Annotated in this window: 9 protein-coding genes; 6 read left to right on the forward strand and 3 right to left on the reverse strand. The window is 69.3% G+C overall.

What is annotated here, in order from left to right; all coding sequences use genetic code 11:
- Positions 1 to 2,308: heavy metal translocating P-type ATPase (locus G3N62_RS29895; protein WP_206141385.1), on the reverse strand; the 2,308-nt coding region annotated here is incomplete at its 3' end.
- A 343-nt stretch (positions 2,309 to 2,651) separates the two neighbouring features.
- Between G3N62_RS29895 and G3N62_RS29900 the strand changes: the two genes are divergently transcribed.
- Both G3N62_RS29900 and G3N62_RS29905 read left to right on the forward strand, forming a co-directional pair.
- Entirely contained in the window at positions 2,652 to 4,088 is a 1,437-nt protein-coding gene (locus G3N62_RS29900; protein WP_124608516.1) for a DUF1254 domain-containing protein, read from the forward strand.
- A 151-nt stretch (positions 4,089 to 4,239) separates the two neighbouring features.
- Positions 4,240 to 8,013, forward strand: a complete 3,774-nt coding sequence (locus G3N62_RS29905) for a DUF748 domain-containing protein (RefSeq protein ID WP_124670395.1) — start codon at positions 4,240 to 4,242, stop codon at positions 8,011 to 8,013.
- Positions 8,014 to 8,069: 56 nt separating this feature from the next.
- On the opposite strand, the gene G3N62_RS29910 is transcribed toward G3N62_RS29905, so the two are convergent.
- Complete coding sequence (locus G3N62_RS29910) at positions 8,070 to 8,291, reverse strand: hypothetical protein (RefSeq protein ID WP_034187681.1); 222 nt, start codon at positions 8,289 to 8,291, stop codon at positions 8,070 to 8,072.
- A 252-nt stretch (positions 8,292 to 8,543) separates the two neighbouring features.
- On the opposite strand from G3N62_RS29910, the gene G3N62_RS29915 reads away from it, so the two are divergent.
- Entirely contained in the window at positions 8,544 to 10,220 is a 1,677-nt protein-coding gene (locus tag G3N62_RS29915; RefSeq protein ID WP_124670393.1) for an alkaline phosphatase family protein, read from the forward strand.
- A 99-nt stretch (positions 10,221 to 10,319) separates the two neighbouring features.
- On the opposite strand, the gene G3N62_RS29920 is transcribed toward G3N62_RS29915, so the two are convergent.
- Positions 10,320 to 11,216 carry a LysR substrate-binding domain-containing protein gene (locus tag G3N62_RS29920; protein ID WP_124670392.1) on the reverse strand — a complete coding sequence of 299 codons (897 nt, stop codon included), beginning with the start codon at positions 11,214 to 11,216 and terminating at the stop codon, positions 10,320 to 10,322.
- A gap of 162 nt (positions 11,217 to 11,378) precedes the next feature.
- Between G3N62_RS29920 and G3N62_RS29925 the strand changes: the two genes are divergently transcribed.
- From G3N62_RS29925 to G3N62_RS29935, 3 genes are read left to right on the forward strand one after another with little or no spacing between them, the layout of a single operon-like run.
- The gene (locus G3N62_RS29925; protein WP_059559093.1) at positions 11,379 to 12,230 is read left to right on the forward strand and encodes an ABC transporter permease subunit; all 852 of its coding nucleotides are present in this window, start codon (positions 11,379 to 11,381) and stop codon (positions 12,228 to 12,230) included.
- A 7-nt stretch (positions 12,231 to 12,237) separates the two neighbouring features.
- Positions 12,238 to 13,281, forward strand: coding sequence for an ABC transporter ATP-binding protein (locus G3N62_RS29930; protein ID WP_034187685.1), 1,044 nt, complete (start codon positions 12,238 to 12,240; stop codon positions 13,279 to 13,281).
- A gap of 26 nt (positions 13,282 to 13,307) precedes the next feature.
- On the forward strand, positions 13,308 to 14,396 hold the full coding sequence (locus G3N62_RS29935; protein ID WP_034187686.1) for an extracellular solute-binding protein: 1,089 nt from the start codon (positions 13,308 to 13,310) through the stop codon (positions 14,394 to 14,396).
- The last annotated feature ends 245 nt before the right edge of the window (positions 14,397 to 14,641 follow it).

The following is a 14,641-nucleotide window of genomic DNA, read 5'->3' on the forward strand; positions in this document are numbered from 1 at the left end:
TTCCCTCCACGCCGCTCTTCCGATCCGTCGTGTCGCCGCGCGCGGCAACGCCCGCATCGTGTGCGGCGACCACGGCACGCGCGAGCGGGTGGTCGCTCTGGCGCTGCACCGCCGCCGCGAGCGCGAGCGCTTCGTCGCGCGGCACGCCGACGGCGTCGAACGCCGTCACGGACGGCTTGCCTTCGGTCAGCGTGCCGGTCTTGTCGAAGGCGATCACGGTCGTGCGCTGCGCGAGTTCGAGCGCCTGCGCGTCCTTGATCAGCACGCCGTGCCGGGCCGCGACGCCCGTGCCGGCCATGATCGCGGCGGGCGTCGCGAGGCCGAGCGCGCACGGGCAGGCGATCACGAGCACCGCGACCGCGTTGAGGATCGCGGTTTCCGTCCCGGCGCCGGCGATCAGCCAGCCGACCAGCGTCAGCATGGCGATGCCGAGGATCGCCGGCACGAACACTTCGCTGACGCGATCGACGAGCCGCTGGATCGGCGCCTTCTCGGCCTGCGCGGATTCGACGAGGCGGATGATGCGGGCAAGCGTCGTTTCCGCGCCGATCGCGGTGGTTGCGACGACGAGCGCGCCTTCGCCATTGATCGAGCCGGCCGTGACGGGGTCGCCGTCGTCCTTCGGCACGGGCAGGCTTTCGCCGGTGATCAGCGATTCGTCGATGTGCGAGCGGCCCGACACGATCCGGCCGTCGACGGGCACGCGCTCGCCCGGCCGGATGCTGACCTGCGTGCCGACGCGCACCTGCGCCAGCGGCACGTCGCGTTCGACGCCGTGCTCGACGACGCGCGCACGGTCGGGCCGCAGCGCGTTCAGCGCGCGGATCGCCTCGGTGGTCTGGCGCTTCGCGCGCGATTCGAGCCATTTGCCGAAGCGCACGAGCGTGACGATCACGGCCGATGCCTCGAAATACAGATGGCCGGGATGCGCGGGATCGCGCAGCAGCATCCACAGGCTCAAGCCATAGGCGGCCGACGTGCCGAGCGCGACGAGCAGGTCCATGTTGCCGGTGCGCGCCTTCACCGCGTGCCAGGCCGCGCGGTAGAAGCGCGCGCCGAAGCCGAACTGGACGATCGATGCGAGCACGAGCTGGAGCCAGCCCGGCAACATCAGATCGATGCCGAACGGCGCGACGAGCATCGGCGCGATGAGCGGCGCGCTCAGCACGGCGGACCCGATCACGAGGTTGCGTTCGCGGATGGCTTCGCGGCGCTTGCGTGCATCGGCATCCTGCGCGGGGCGGGCCGGTTGCGCGTCTGCGCCGGCCGGTGCGCCGGCCGACGGCGCGGCGACGAGCGATGCCTGGTAGCCGGCCGTGGTGACCGCCGCGATCAGCGTGGCGGCGTCGAGTGCGCCGGCGCCGTGCACCGATGCGCGCTCGGTCGCGAGATTGACGGACGCGCGTGCGACGCCCGGAACGGCGGCCAGCGCCTTTTCGACGCGGCCGGCGCACGACGCGCAGGTCATGCCGCCGATCTCGAGTTCGAGGTCGGCGGAGGCGGGCGAGGCTGCGGCCGGCGCGGCGACGGCGACCGGCGTCGCGCCATAGCCGGCCTGCTTCACGGCATCCGCCAGTTGCGATGCCGAAACGCCCGCCGCCGCGTCGACGGTGGCACGTTCGGTCGCGAGGTTGACCGACGCGCGCGTGACGCCGGGCACGTTGGCCAGCGCCTTTTCGACGCGCGACACGCACGACGCGCAGGTCATCCCGTCGATATCGAGTTCGATGCTGGCAGGCGTGGCGGGGGCGGCGCTCGGAATGGCGATATCGGGCGCCGTCGGCGTCGCGCCATAACCGGCCTGCTTCACGGCAGCCGCCAGTTGCGACGCGGAGACGCCCGCCGCTGCGTCGACGGTGGCACGTTCGGTCGCGAGGTTGACCGACGCGCGCGTGACGCCCGGCACGTTGGCCAGTGCCTTTTCGACGCGCGATACGCACGACGCGCAGGTCATTCCATCGATATCGAGTTCGATCGTGGCCGCCGGAGCACGCGCCGTCGCTGCCGCGGACGGCGTGTCCTCATGCAACCCGTGAGCCGCGTGCGTCGTCGCGCCGGCTTCGAGCGTCGCGTCGCGCACCGCCGCACGGTAGCCGGCCTCGCCGATTGCGTCGACGAGCCGGCCGGGCTCGACCGTGTCCTGCGCGGTCACCGTCGCCGTGTGCGTGTCGAGATCGACTACCGCATCGACGACGCCCGGCACGGCGGCCAGCGCGCGCTGCACGCGGCCCGTGCAGCCGCCGCAATGCATGCCGTCGACGCTCAGTTCGATCGTTTGCAGCGCCGCGGAGGCAAGTGGTTCAGTCATGTCGGATTCCCCAGAAACGCGGTTCGTGCCGCGAATGATTCCAGTATCAACATTCCCATGATGGCAAGGTCAAGCGTCTGCGACGGTCTCATCCATCATTTGAATGGGGGTTGGATCACTCCGAGCCAGCGCCGCCCGTGCCGATCGCGCTCGAACTACCGCCCGACCCGTTATTCGGCATATTGGGGGATGCCCTTAGGCGCTATGATACCGGCCTGACATCAGCGCCCACCGTTGCGAAACGTTGCAAAACGGCATCCGGGCAGGCTGGGGTGCCTTGCATTCGCCGTTCGCGAGACGAACAAGGCGTTGACTCAAAAGAACGATATTCGGCCAGTAATCGATGATTGAAAACCTGCAGGAATCAGTTTCGCTGCGGCGCGCGTGCGCGTCGCTGGCCATGGCGGTGGTGCTCGCGGGGTGCGCGTCGCAACCGGACGCGATCCAGCGGAAAACCGGCTGGATGCGCGCCGAAGTCGCCGACTCCTATGTCTATGCGTATCCGCTCGTGCTGATGGACGTCGCGAAGGAAGCGGCGACGGGCGGCGACGGCGCGCAACCGGGGCAGGCGCCGCTCAACACGCTGCGCCACGCACAGGCGCTGCCGCCCGTCGGCGCGGTCAATCCGCCGCTGCCGGGCGTCGACACGCTCGATTCGACCGGCTGGCTCGACGTCGCCGCCGAACCCGTGATCGTCACGCTGCCCGATACCCGCGGCCGCTACTGGGACGCGCGCGCACTGGACATGTGGACGAACGTGTTGTGGTCGTCGTCGAGCGTCGCGGCGCGGGGTGCCCGCGGCGGCGCGCGGGCGCAAACGATTGCCTTCGCCGCGAAGGACTGGCAGGGCACGCTGCCGAAGGGCGCGCTGCGGGTCGACGTGCCGTCCGCCAACGCATGGCTCGAAGTGCGGCTGCAGACGAGCGGCGGGCGCGACCTGACGAACGTGAAGAAACTGCAGCGCGCGATTCGCGTGGTGCCGCTGTCTGTTTACACGGGTGCCGCGCGCGGCGCGTCGGTCGCGGTCCATGCGGGCAGTGCGCCGGCCGAAGCAGTGAGCGGCGGCACGCCGGCCGAGCAGGTGGCCGCGCTCGACCCGAAGGCGTTCTTCACGCGCTTCGCGCAGGCGCTGCAGGACAACCCGGCGCCGGCCGACGACGCGCATGCGCAGGAACTCCTCGGGGACATCGGCGTGACGGCCGGCTATCCGGTGCTGTGGACGGGCGACCGCCTCACGGCCGCGACGGCCGGCGTGGCCGAGGCGCGCGCGCGGCTCGTGACGCCGCCGTCGAACCTGCTGAACGCGAACGGCTGGAGCTGGATCGGCGACACGGCCGGCAAGTACGGCCAGGACTACGCGCTGCGCGCCTATGCGGCCTACACGCAGTTCGGCACCGCGACGCGCGACGACGAGACGCTCGCGGTCGTCCGCGTCGACAGCGACGGCCATGCGCTGAACGGCGCGAACCGCTACGTGCTGCATTTCGCGCCGGGTGCGCTGCCGCCGGTGCGCGCATTCTGGACGCTCACGCCCTATACGACGAGCGGCGCGCTGCCCGACGTCGGGTCGGCGCGCCGCTCGCTCGGCGATCGCGACCGGCTGCGCCGCAACCACGACGGCTCGATCGACATCGTCGTATCGGCGTCGCCGGGCGCCGCGCATGCGGGCAACTGGCTGCCGGCGCCGCGCACCGATTTCGCGCTCGCGTTGCGCCTGTACGCACCGAAGCCGCAGGCAAGCGACGGCACGTGGATGCCGCCCGTCGTCGTCCGGAAATGAACGGTTGACCGCCGCGGTTGTCCGACCCGCGGGCGCGGCGGCCGCATCCGACCCTCGTACCGTCATCACCTGAGCCTATACTTTCGGGATAGCGTGCGCGGCCGCCCGGTTGTCCGGCGCGGCCCGGCATCCATTCCCGAGGCATTCAAGCATGGCAAGCGCAGACAAAGAAACCGTACCCTCGACCCTCCATGCCCTCGGTGGCATTGCACGCTCGCGCCGGGCCCGGCGTATCGGCATCGGCGTGCTGATCTTCCTCGTATTGTTCGGACTGCTCGGGTTCTTCGCGGCGCCGCCGCTGATCCGCCACGTCGCCGAACAGCAACTGAGCAAGCAGCTCGACCGGCCGGCCACGATCCAGCGCATCGCACTGAACCCGTACACGCTGAACCTCGAGGCCGACGGCATCCACCTCGGCGAGCGCGGCGGCCAGGGCGACTTCATCGACATCGGCAAGCTCGTCGTGAGGCCGTCGTGGTCGTCGCTGTTCCGCGGCGCGCCGATCGTCAACGAAATCCGGCTCGATTCGCCGCGCTTTCACGTCGTCCGCTACGACGCGCAGCGCTTCAACTTCACCGACCTGATCGAGAAGTTCTCCTCCGGGCCGTCGCCGAAGCCCGACAGCAAGCCGACGCAGTTTTCGGTGTCGAACATCCAGGTCAACGACGGCCGGATCGACTTCGACGACCGCCTGCTGAATGAGAAGCACGTGGTCGACAACTGGACGCTCGGAATCCCGTATATCGCGACGCTGGCCTCGAAGACCGACATCTTCGTCGAGCCGAAGCTGCGCGCGCGCTTCGACGGCAGCCCGATCTCGATCGACGGCAAGACCAAGCCGTTCGCGCAGTCGCGCGAATCGGAGGTCGCGCTGAAGTTCGACCGCCTCGACGTGCCGAAGCTGATCTCGTACGTGCCGGCGAAGCTGCCGGTGGCCGTGACGAGCGGCCTGCTGAGCAGCAACCTCACGGTCAATTTCGTGATGAGCGGCGAGACGCCCGCGCTGCGCGTGTCGGGCACCGTCGACCTGAACGACGCGAAGGTGACGGACCTCGCGTCCGCGCCGCTGTTCGCCGCGCGCGGCGTCCACGTCGCGGCGGCCAGCCTCGAGCCGCTGCGCAACGCGATGCACTTCGACGAGATCAGGATCGACCAGCCGGTGGTCGACCTGTCGCGCGACAAGCAGGGTGTGCTGAACGTCGAGAAGCTCGCCGCGCAGCCGGCCGCCGCGCCGAAGGCCGAAGCCGGCAAGCCGGCCGCGTCGGGCGCTGCCGCCGCTTCCGGTGCCGCGGTCGCCGCGGCCAGCGGCGCGAAGGCCGACACCGCCGCCGCCGCCGCGAAGGAAGCGCCGCCGCTCGACCTGACGATCCGTCATTTCGCGATCGACGGCGGCACGGTCAACGTCGACGACCGCGTGCCGGCGACGCCGACCGCGATCTCGCTGACGAAGCTCGCCGCGACGCTCGACGGCTTCTCGCTGCTGGGCAAGACGCCCGCGAAATACACGGTGTCGACGTCGCTGTCGCGCGGCGGCGACCTGACGGCCGAAGGCGCGTTCAGTCTCGCGGCGAAGCAGGCCGACACGAAGCTGACGGTCGCCGCGCTCGCGCTGCCGGCGCTGCAGCCGTACCTCGGCGAGGCGACGCGCGCGCGCGTGCTCGACGGCACGCTCGGCGCGACCGTCAACGCGAAGACCGACTGGGGCAAGACGCCGCTCGCGGCGGAAGTCGCCGACAGCTCGGTCAGCCTGAAAACGCTGAAGATTGCCGCACCCGACAACAAGGCGGCCGCGATCGTGCTGCCCGACGCGAGCGCGAAGATCGCGAAGGTCGACGTTGCCGCGCGCACCGTGGAGATCGCGAGCGTCGACGCGAGCGGGCTGGCACTCGACGTGAAGCGCCTGAAGGACGGCAAGATCGACCTCGCGGCGCTGGCCGAACCCGCGCAGGCGGCCGTGCCGAAGCGCACGGTCGCGCGCAAGGCCGCGGCCGCCGCGCCGACGTGGCACTACCGGATCGACGCGCTGAACGTGAAGGATGCGTCCGCGAACTTCACCGACCTGTCGACGCCGCGCCCGGTGAAGCTGGCGATCAAGCCGCTGGAGCTGTCGGTGCAGAAGCTGAGCGACGACATGACGAAACCGCTGCCCGTGCAGCTGAAGGCGACGCTGAACCGCAAGGGTTCGCTGAACGTGACGGGCGACGTGACCGCGCAGCCGCTCAAGCTCGGCCTGAAGATCAACGGCAACCGGCTGGATGCGGCCGCGTTCGAGCCGTACTTCGGCAGCGCACTGAACGCGACGATCGCGAGCGCGCTGCTCAACGCGCAGGGCAACCTGACGTTCGCGCAGGTGAAGGACACGCCGCGCGCAACCTATCGCGGCGACGTCGCGCTGGTCGACGTGCGGATGCTCGACAAGGCGACGTCCGACCCGTTCGCGGGCTGGCGCTCGCTCGCGCTGTCGAACCTGAAGGCGAACTACGACGAGAAGGGCACCGATGTCGACGCCGCGCGCGTGACGTTCTCGAACTTCTACGGCCGCGTGCTGCTCGATGCGCAGGGGCGGCTGAACCTGAAGGACGTGGTCGCGAAGGAGACGGGCCCGGCGCAGTCGCTCACGCGCGACGCGAGCAAGGGCGAACCGGTGCCGCTGTCGCCGGGCGTGACGCCGCCCGCCGCCGCGCAGGCCGCGTCGGCGACGGTGGTCGTGAAGGCCGCACCGCAGCCGCAGAACCCGGTGCGGATGCACTTCGGCCAGCTCGTGCTGCAGGACGGCCGCGTGACCTACACGGACAACTTCATCAAGCCGAACTACACGGCGAACCTCGTCGCGATCAAGGGCACGGTCGGCGCGTTCGGCACGGATTCGACGACGTCCGCGCCGGTCGACGTGGCCGCGAACCTCGCGGGCAACGGCCCGATCTCGATCAAGGGGTCGGTGAACCCGCTGATCGAGAAGCCGGCGCTCGACCTGACGGCCACCGCGCACGACATCGAGCTGACCAACCTGACGCCGTACTCGGCGAAATACGCCGGTTATCCGATCACGAAGGGCAAGCTCAACGTCGACCTGCATTACCAGCTCGCGAACGACCAGCTGTCGGCGAACAACCACATCTTCATCGACCAGCTGACGTTCGGCGACCGCGTCGAGAACGACACCGCGACGAAGCTGCCGGTGAAGCTCGCGATTTCGCTGCTGAAGAACACGCGCGGCCAGATCGACGTGAACCTGCCGGTGTCGGGGTCGCTGTCGAATCCGGAATTCAGCGTCGGCGGGCTGATCTGGCACGCGGTGCTGAACCTGATCGCGAAGGCCGTCACGTCGCCGTTCACGCTGCTCGCGAACGCGTTCGGCGGCGGCGGCGAGGATCTCGGTTACGTCGAGTTCGCGCCGGGTTCGTACGAGCTGACCGACGCGCAGCAGAAGAAGCTCGACACCGTCGTGAAGATGCTGACCGAGAAGTCGTCGATCCGGCTCGACCTGATCGGCCGCGTCGATCCCGCGCAGGACACGCCGGGGCTGCGCGACGCGTACGTCGAGCGTCTGGTGCGCCAGCAGAAGCTGAAGGACGTGGTCGGCCAGGGCGAGAGCATCGATCCGATGTCGGTGAAGGTCGACAAGGCCGAATACTCGAAGTACCTGACGCGCGCGTACAAGGCCGCCGACTTCAAGAAGCCGCGCAACCTGGTCGGGCTGCAGAAGACGCTGCCCGATGCGGACATGAGGCAGGCGCTGGCCGATCACGCGCCGGCCGACGACAACGCGCTGCGTGCGCTCGCGCAGCAGCGCGCGCAGGCCGTGCGCCAGTACCTCGACGGGAAGATCGACTCGAGCCGCGTGTTCGTCGTCGCGCCGAAGCTCGACGCGAAGGGCATCTCGGACAAGGGCGCGACGACCCGCGTCGACTTCGGGCTGCAGTAAGCCTTGCCGCGATCAGCCGCCGCGCCCGCACCGGTCGGGCGCGGCGGCTTTTTTTGTCAGCGCGCGGCGATCGCCGGTTCGCGCTTGTCCAGTTCCTTCCTCGCGGCCAGCGGCAGACGCGCGTCGTCCCACTGCGTCAGCCATTCGACTTCCTTCGCGGTGAACACCTGTCCGTAGTTGCGCAACGCGTACTGCAGCGCGTCGACGACGTGGTGGCGAATGATTTCGGGGGTGCGTGCATCGTCCAGCACGAACCGGAGAGCTTCCAGGGTCGACATACTCGTGCTCCGGGTCAGGGAAAACCCTTTATCACACACCAATAGTCGCGGGCCAAGCCGAAAAAAAATCCGGCCGCACGGGTCGGCGCACGCAAGGGCCGCGTATTGCGACCGATTCTTGTCATTTGCGATTGGTTACGTTTGACAGAGAACAGAAAGCCTCGCTTCATGCGACCGCCGCACGATCCGGCGATATTTTGCGCGCCGGATGGCAAGTCGTGCAGTTCAAACGTCAATCGATGAGGTGGGGTGATGATTTCCAGGTTCGTCAAGCAACGAAACATGGCGGTGATGGTGGCGGGCGCGCTGACGCTCGCAAGCGCGGGCGCGCATGCGGCGCAGCAGGACGGCGACAGCCAGGGCGAGGGCAACGGCCATGCGGGTCGCGTCGTGAAGCACGTGCTGCTGCTGAGCGTCGACGGTCTGCACGAGCAGGATCTCGCGCGCTGCATCGGCGCGAATACGTGCCCGAACATCGCGGTGCTCGCGAAGAGCGGCGTGACGTACGCGAACGCCTATACGCCGGGCCTGTCGGATTCGTTCCCGGGCCTCGCGGCGCTCGTGACGGGCGGCTCGCCGAAGACGGCCGGCCTGTTCTACGACGTGTCGTATGACCGCAACCTGTATGCGCCGAGCGATACGACATGCTCGGGTAAACAGGGCTGGAACGTCGTGTTCGACGAAACGACCGGCATCGACGCGATCGACGGCGGCAAGCTCGTGCACCTCGACGGCGGCGGCGCGTTCAACCCGCAGGCGATTCCGCACGCGCGCGTGAACGGCCGGTGCGTGCCCGTTTATCCGCACAACTACGTGAAGACCAACACGGTGTTCGAAGCCGTGAAGGCCGGCGTGCCGAACGCGCGCACCGCGTGGGCCGACAAGCATGCGTGGGGCTACGACTGGCTGAACGGCCCGTCGGGCACCGGCGTCGACGACCTGATGCGCACCGAGATCAACTCGATCGACCCGGCGACGAACACCGACTACACGGATGTCTACTCGCACACCGCGCGCTTCGACAACCTGCACGTGCAGGCGCTGGTCAACCAGATCGAAGGCCGCGACTCGACCGGCACGAAGAGCGCGCCGGTGCCGACGCTGTTCGGCGCGAACTTCCAGACGCTCAGCGTCGCGCAGAAGTCGCCGGTCGCGAAGGGCGGCGGCTATCTCGATGCCGACTTCACGCCGAACGGGCAGGTCGCGAACGCGATCACGTACGTCGACAACGCGATCGGCCGTATCGTCGCGGCGCTGAAACAGGCCAACCTGTACACGTCGACGGCCGTGATCGTCACGTCGAAGCACGGCCAGTCGCCGGCCGATCACACGAAGCTCGTGAAGAACGGCGACACGCTGACGAAGCTGCTCGAAACGAACAACTACCTCGACCCGAACGGCAACTTCGGCCAGAACAGCACGACGACGGGCAACCTGAACGACGGTTCCGGCCTGGTCGGCACGGGCTTCGTGCAGACCGACGACGTCGGCCTGATCTGGCTGCGCGACCGCAGCCAGCGCACGGCCGTGGTCGAGACGCTGAAGGCGAACCTGGGTTGCAACGCGCCGGGGATCTGCGCGGACGGTGCGCAGGCGTCCATCCTGTACGGCGCGGCGCTGGCCGAGCGCTTCGGCGATCCGGCCAACGGCCGCACGCCGGACATCATCGTCCAGCCGAATCCGGGCGTGATCTACACGTCGAGCACGAAGAAGGACGAGGAGCACGGCGGCAACGCGCCGGACGACAGCCACCTCGGCCTGCTGGTGTCGTATCCGGGCGTCCATCGCGCGCGCACCGTGAACGATCTCGTGGGCACGAAGCAGGTCGCGCCGACGATCCTCGCGCTGCTCGGCGCCGACCCGCGCCTGCTGCATGCGGTCGTGGCCGAGAACACACGCGTGCTGCCGGGGCTCGGTATCGGGCGTTGACGCGGCAGGCCGGATGCCGCCGCCGGGCGGCGTCCGGTGCAGCGCGCGTGGCCGGGCGGCGGCGCGCGCCGCTCGTTTTCAGGGCGGCGTGGGGCGACCCTACGCGCGCCCGGCTTCGTCCAGCATCCAGTCCCTGAACCGTCTCAACGCCTCGCTCGTGTCGAGGCGCTCCGGCGCGTAACACAGGTAATGCCCCTGCGCGTCGACGTCGACCGGTGCGTCGAACGGCTCGACCAGCGTGCCCGCCGCGAGATTGTCGAGAATCAGGAAACGCGGCACGAGGGCCATCCCGAGCCCGGCCTGCGCGGCCTGGATCAGCACCGAATACTGCTCGAAGCGCGGGCCGGCCAGTGCGTTCATCTGCGACGCGCGATGACGCTCCGCCCACGCGGACCACGCGATTTCGGCCTGTTCGTGCACGAGGCGCGGTGCGGCGACCGCATCGGCGGGCGTATGCAGCGCATGCCGGGCGGCGAATTCGCGCGAGCAGACGGGCACGAAGGTGCGCCCGCCCAGGTAGTCGCTGCGCACCCCTTCCCATCCGCCGTCGCCATAGCGGATCGCCGCGTCGAGTCCGAACGGGAACACGTCGCCGGGCGCGAGATGGCGGCGAAAGCTCAGCGTGACGCCCGGCGCGGCGGCGAGAAAGCGCGTGAGGCGCGGCAGCAGCCACTTGGTCGTGAACGTCGGCACGCTCGCGATCGTCAGCAGGTCGCTGTTCTCGCGCGCGCTCAGCAGCTCGATCGACGCGTTGCCGATTTCGCGCAACGGCCCGACGACGCGTGCGTGATACACCTGGCCCGCCCGTGTGAGCGCGAGGCCGCGCCCCTCGCGCACGAACAGCTTCACGCCGAACAGCGCTTCGAGGTTCGCGATCTGCCGGCTGACCGCGCTCGGCGTCAGGCCCAGTTCGCGGGCCGCGTAGGAGAAGTTCAGGTACTTCGCGGACGCGGCGAATGCGTGCAGCTCCGCCACGTTCGGATACAGGTGCTTCATGGCGGGCTGTTCCGTCCTTGCACAGGTCGATGCGCGCTTTTTACGTTTTTTTCATGACGATGCCATGTCGAAACCGCACACTGCGCCGGCTTCGACAACGCAAGCGGGCCTCGCCCGGCGGGCGTCGCACGAAGTTTTCCCCGATCGTCAGCGAGTGTGCTCATGCATCCGTCAACCGCCCCGGCATTGGCCGACGGTGTTCCGATTCGTCGTAACAGAACAGCGCATCCGCGTGTCGGCCGCCTGCTGCTGCAGGCGCTGCTCGCGGTGTTCGCGCTCTACCTGCTGCTGCCGATCGCGTTGCTGCTGATCGGCTCGGTGGGCGCATCGTGGACGAACACGTTGCTGCCCTCGGGTGTCACCGGACACTGGTTTGCCGACCTGGCCGCGAACCGGAGCTTCACCCGCGCGTTCGGCGTGAGCTTCATGGTGGCGCTGGCGTGCTGCGCGCTCAACGCGGTGATCGGCCTGCCGCTCGCGTACGCGCTGCATCATCGCGCGCAGGCCGGCGGCGGGTTCGCGACGCGCGTCGTGATGCTGATGCCGGTCGCCGTGCCGGCGCTGACGCTCGGTTTCGGCTACATCGCGATCTTCAGCGGCGACACGCTGCCGTGGCTCGGCACGCTGCCGCTGATGATCGCGGCGCACGCGGTGCTGACGTTGCCGTATCTGCTGCAGACGCTGCTCGGCGACCTGCGCCACCTCGGCCTCGCGCGGCTCGAGGCTTGCGCGGCGACGCTCGGCGCGCCGCCGTTGCGCCAGTTCGTCACGATCGTGCTGCCGAACCTGAGGCACAGCCTGTTTTCCGGCCTCGTGATGGTGGCGGCGCTGTCGATCGGCGAATTCCAGATCTCGAACCTGATCGCCGGCTTTCGCTACCGGAATTATCCGATCGTGCTGCTGCAGGCGTTCTACGGCGCGACCGGGATGGCATGCGCGGCCACCGTCGTGCTGCTCGTGCTCGCGGTGCTCGCGACGCTCGTGTCCGTCGGCACCGTGCAACGTCTGAAGTGAGTCATCCATGAGTCTCGAATTCGAACACGTCAGTTTCCAGTATCCGGGCGCCCGCCATGGCGTCGACGACGTCACGTTGTCCGCCGCGCAGGGCGAACTGCTCGCGGTGATGGGGCGCAGCGGCTCCGGCAAATCCACGCTGCTGAGGCTCGCGGCCGGGCTGCTCGACGGCTGGCGCGGCCGCATCGCGATCGGCGGCGCCGACGTGGCCGGCGTGCCCGTGTGGCGTCGCGAAGTGGGGATGGTGTTCCAGCATTACGCGCTGTTCCCGAACCTGTCGGTCGTCGACAACGTCGCGTACGGGCTGCGCATGCGCGGCGTGGCGGCCGACCTGCGGCGCCGGCGCGCGCTCGACATGCTCGAGCGGGTCGGGCTGGCGGCCCATGCGACGCGCGGCGTCGCGATGCTGTCCGGCGGCCAGCAGCAGCGCGTCGCGCTCGCGCGGGCGCTCGTGATCGAGCCGAAGCTGCTGCTGCTCGACGAGCCGCTGGCGGCGCTCGATGCCGGCATCCGCCACCAACTGCGCGACGAGATTCGCGCGCTGCAGCGCGCATGCGGCGCGACGACGCTGTTCGTCACGCACGACCAGGACGAAGCGCTGAGCATGGCCGACCGCGTCGCGATCGTCGACGGCGGCCGCGTGCTCCAGGCCGGCACGCCGCGCGACCTGTACGAACGCCCGGCCACCGCGCAGGTCGCGCGCTTCGTCGGGCATTCGACGCTGCTGCGCGGGCAGGTGCGCGCGCACGGCGAGATCGACGTGCGTTTCGCGACCCTGCGTGCGGAAACGGGTGCGCATCGGCCGGGCGACGCGATCGCGGTGCTCGTGCGGCCCGAGCACGTGCAGGCCGATCCGCCGGCGCACAGCACGAATCGCATCGAAGGCCGCCGCGGCGACGTGCGGTACTTCGGCGCGACGCAGCGCTACGACTTCATTCCGGACGGCTCGGCCGACGTGCTGCTGTGCGAAGGGCGCGAGCCGGCCGTGCGCAGCATCGCGCTCGACCCGCGCCATCTGCTCGTGCTGCCGGCAGCGCCGGACGCGCACTGATTCCTTTCGTTTAACGGAGATTCACGATGCTTGCAGGCTCCCCTCTTGTGAAAGCCATGCGCGCCCGCGTGCTGGCGCTGTGTGCGCTCGCGGCGCTCTCTTGCGCGGCGGCGCAGGCCGCGCCGCTGTACCCGGGCGAAGACGCGCTGTACGCGAAGGCGGCCGACGAAGGGCTCGTCGTGTCGTTCGACACCGGCCCCGAATGGGCGAACTGGAAGGCGCTGTTCGCGGAATTCCGCAAGCGCTATCCGAAGGTCGAGATCACGTACAACGACATCGGCTCGGCCGCGACCGTCGTCGCGCTCGACAAGTCGCGCCGCCGCCCGCAGGCCGACACCGCGTACTACTTCGCGGCGTCGGCGCTCGATGCGGCCGGCAAGGATGTCGTCGCGCCGTTCCGGCCGGTCAATTTCGACAAGCTGCCGGGCGTGTTCCGCGCGACCGACGGCCGCTGGTTCGCCGTGCATTCGCTGAACATCGCGTTTCTCGTCAACCGGAAGCTCGTCAAGAACGTGCCGCAGCGCTGGTCCGACCTGCTGAAGCCCGAGTACCGCAACGCGGTGGTCTATCTCGATCCGCGCTCGACGGGGCAGGGCCAGGTCGCGGTGTTCGCGGCCGCGTATGCGAACGGCGGCAGCGTCGAGAACCCGAAGCCGGGCGCGGACTTCTTCGGCAAGCTGAAGCAGGCCGGCAACGTGCTGCGCGTCGAGGGCACGACGCCGTACGCGAAGTTCGTGAAGGGCGAGATCCCGATCCTGATCGGCTACGAGAACGACGGACTCAAGGCGAAGTACGCGGACGGCATGGGCGACGCGGCCGACATCGTGATTCCGCAGGACGGCAGCGTGTCGGCGCCCTATGCGATGAGTCTCGTGAAGAACGGTCCGAACCCGTCGGCCGCGCAGCTCTGGCTCAACCTGGTGATGAGCGACGTCGGGCAGGCGCTGTTCGCGCAAGGCTACGTGCGCCCGGCCGTGCCCGGCACGCCGGTCGCACCGGAGGTCGCGGCGAAGCTGCCGAACGCGCCGCAGGTGCGCCCGCTCGATGTCGCGAAGGCGGCGGCGCGCAAGGCCGAGGTCGACCAGCTCTGGTCGCAGGCCACGCTCGGCCAGTAAGGGGCACGGAATGCCGGCCTCCTTACCCGCGCGCGGCGTGCTGCGCCGCTTCGGCGCGCTGCCCGCCGCGGCCTTGCTCGCGGTGTGCTTCGTGCTGCCGCTGGCCGCTCTTGGGATCGGGAGAGCGTCTAGTAGGGGAAGAGTGTTAAGGTCAGTGTAGATCTGGGTCGTCCGCCGATTGTTACAACGATAGCGCGTGCGGCTGTGATTGGATTAGTGTTCGTGTTTCTTAGCGCTTTATGTGT

The organism is Burkholderia sp. Tr-20355 (genome assembly GCF_017104685.1).
Classification (GTDB): domain Bacteria; phylum Pseudomonadota; class Gammaproteobacteria; order Burkholderiales; family Burkholderiaceae; genus Burkholderia; species Burkholderia seminalis.

Coding starts and splice junctions, on each gene's coding strand:
- G3N62_RS29900 (WP_124608516.1), top strand. CDS start 2,652: ATGATTGAAAACCTGCAGGAATCAGTTTCGCTGCGGCGCGCGTGCGCG.
- G3N62_RS29905 (WP_124670395.1), top strand. CDS start 4,240: ATGGCAAGCGCAGACAAAGAAACCGTACCCTCGACCCTCCATGCCCTC.
- G3N62_RS29910 (WP_034187681.1), bottom strand. CDS start 8,291: ATGTCGACCCTGGAAGCTCTCCGGTTCGTGCTGGACGATGCACGCACC.
- G3N62_RS29915 (WP_124670393.1), top strand. CDS start 8,544: ATGATTTCCAGGTTCGTCAAGCAACGAAACATGGCGGTGATGGTGGCG.
- G3N62_RS29920 (WP_124670392.1), bottom strand. CDS start 11,216: ATGAAGCACCTGTATCCGAACGTGGCGGAGCTGCACGCATTCGCCGCG.
- G3N62_RS29925 (WP_059559093.1), top strand. CDS start 11,379: ATGCATCCGTCAACCGCCCCGGCATTGGCCGACGGTGTTCCGATTCGT.
- G3N62_RS29930 (WP_034187685.1), top strand. CDS start 12,238: ATGAGTCTCGAATTCGAACACGTCAGTTTCCAGTATCCGGGCGCCCGC.
- G3N62_RS29935 (WP_034187686.1), top strand. CDS start 13,308: ATGCTTGCAGGCTCCCCTCTTGTGAAAGCCATGCGCGCCCGCGTGCTG.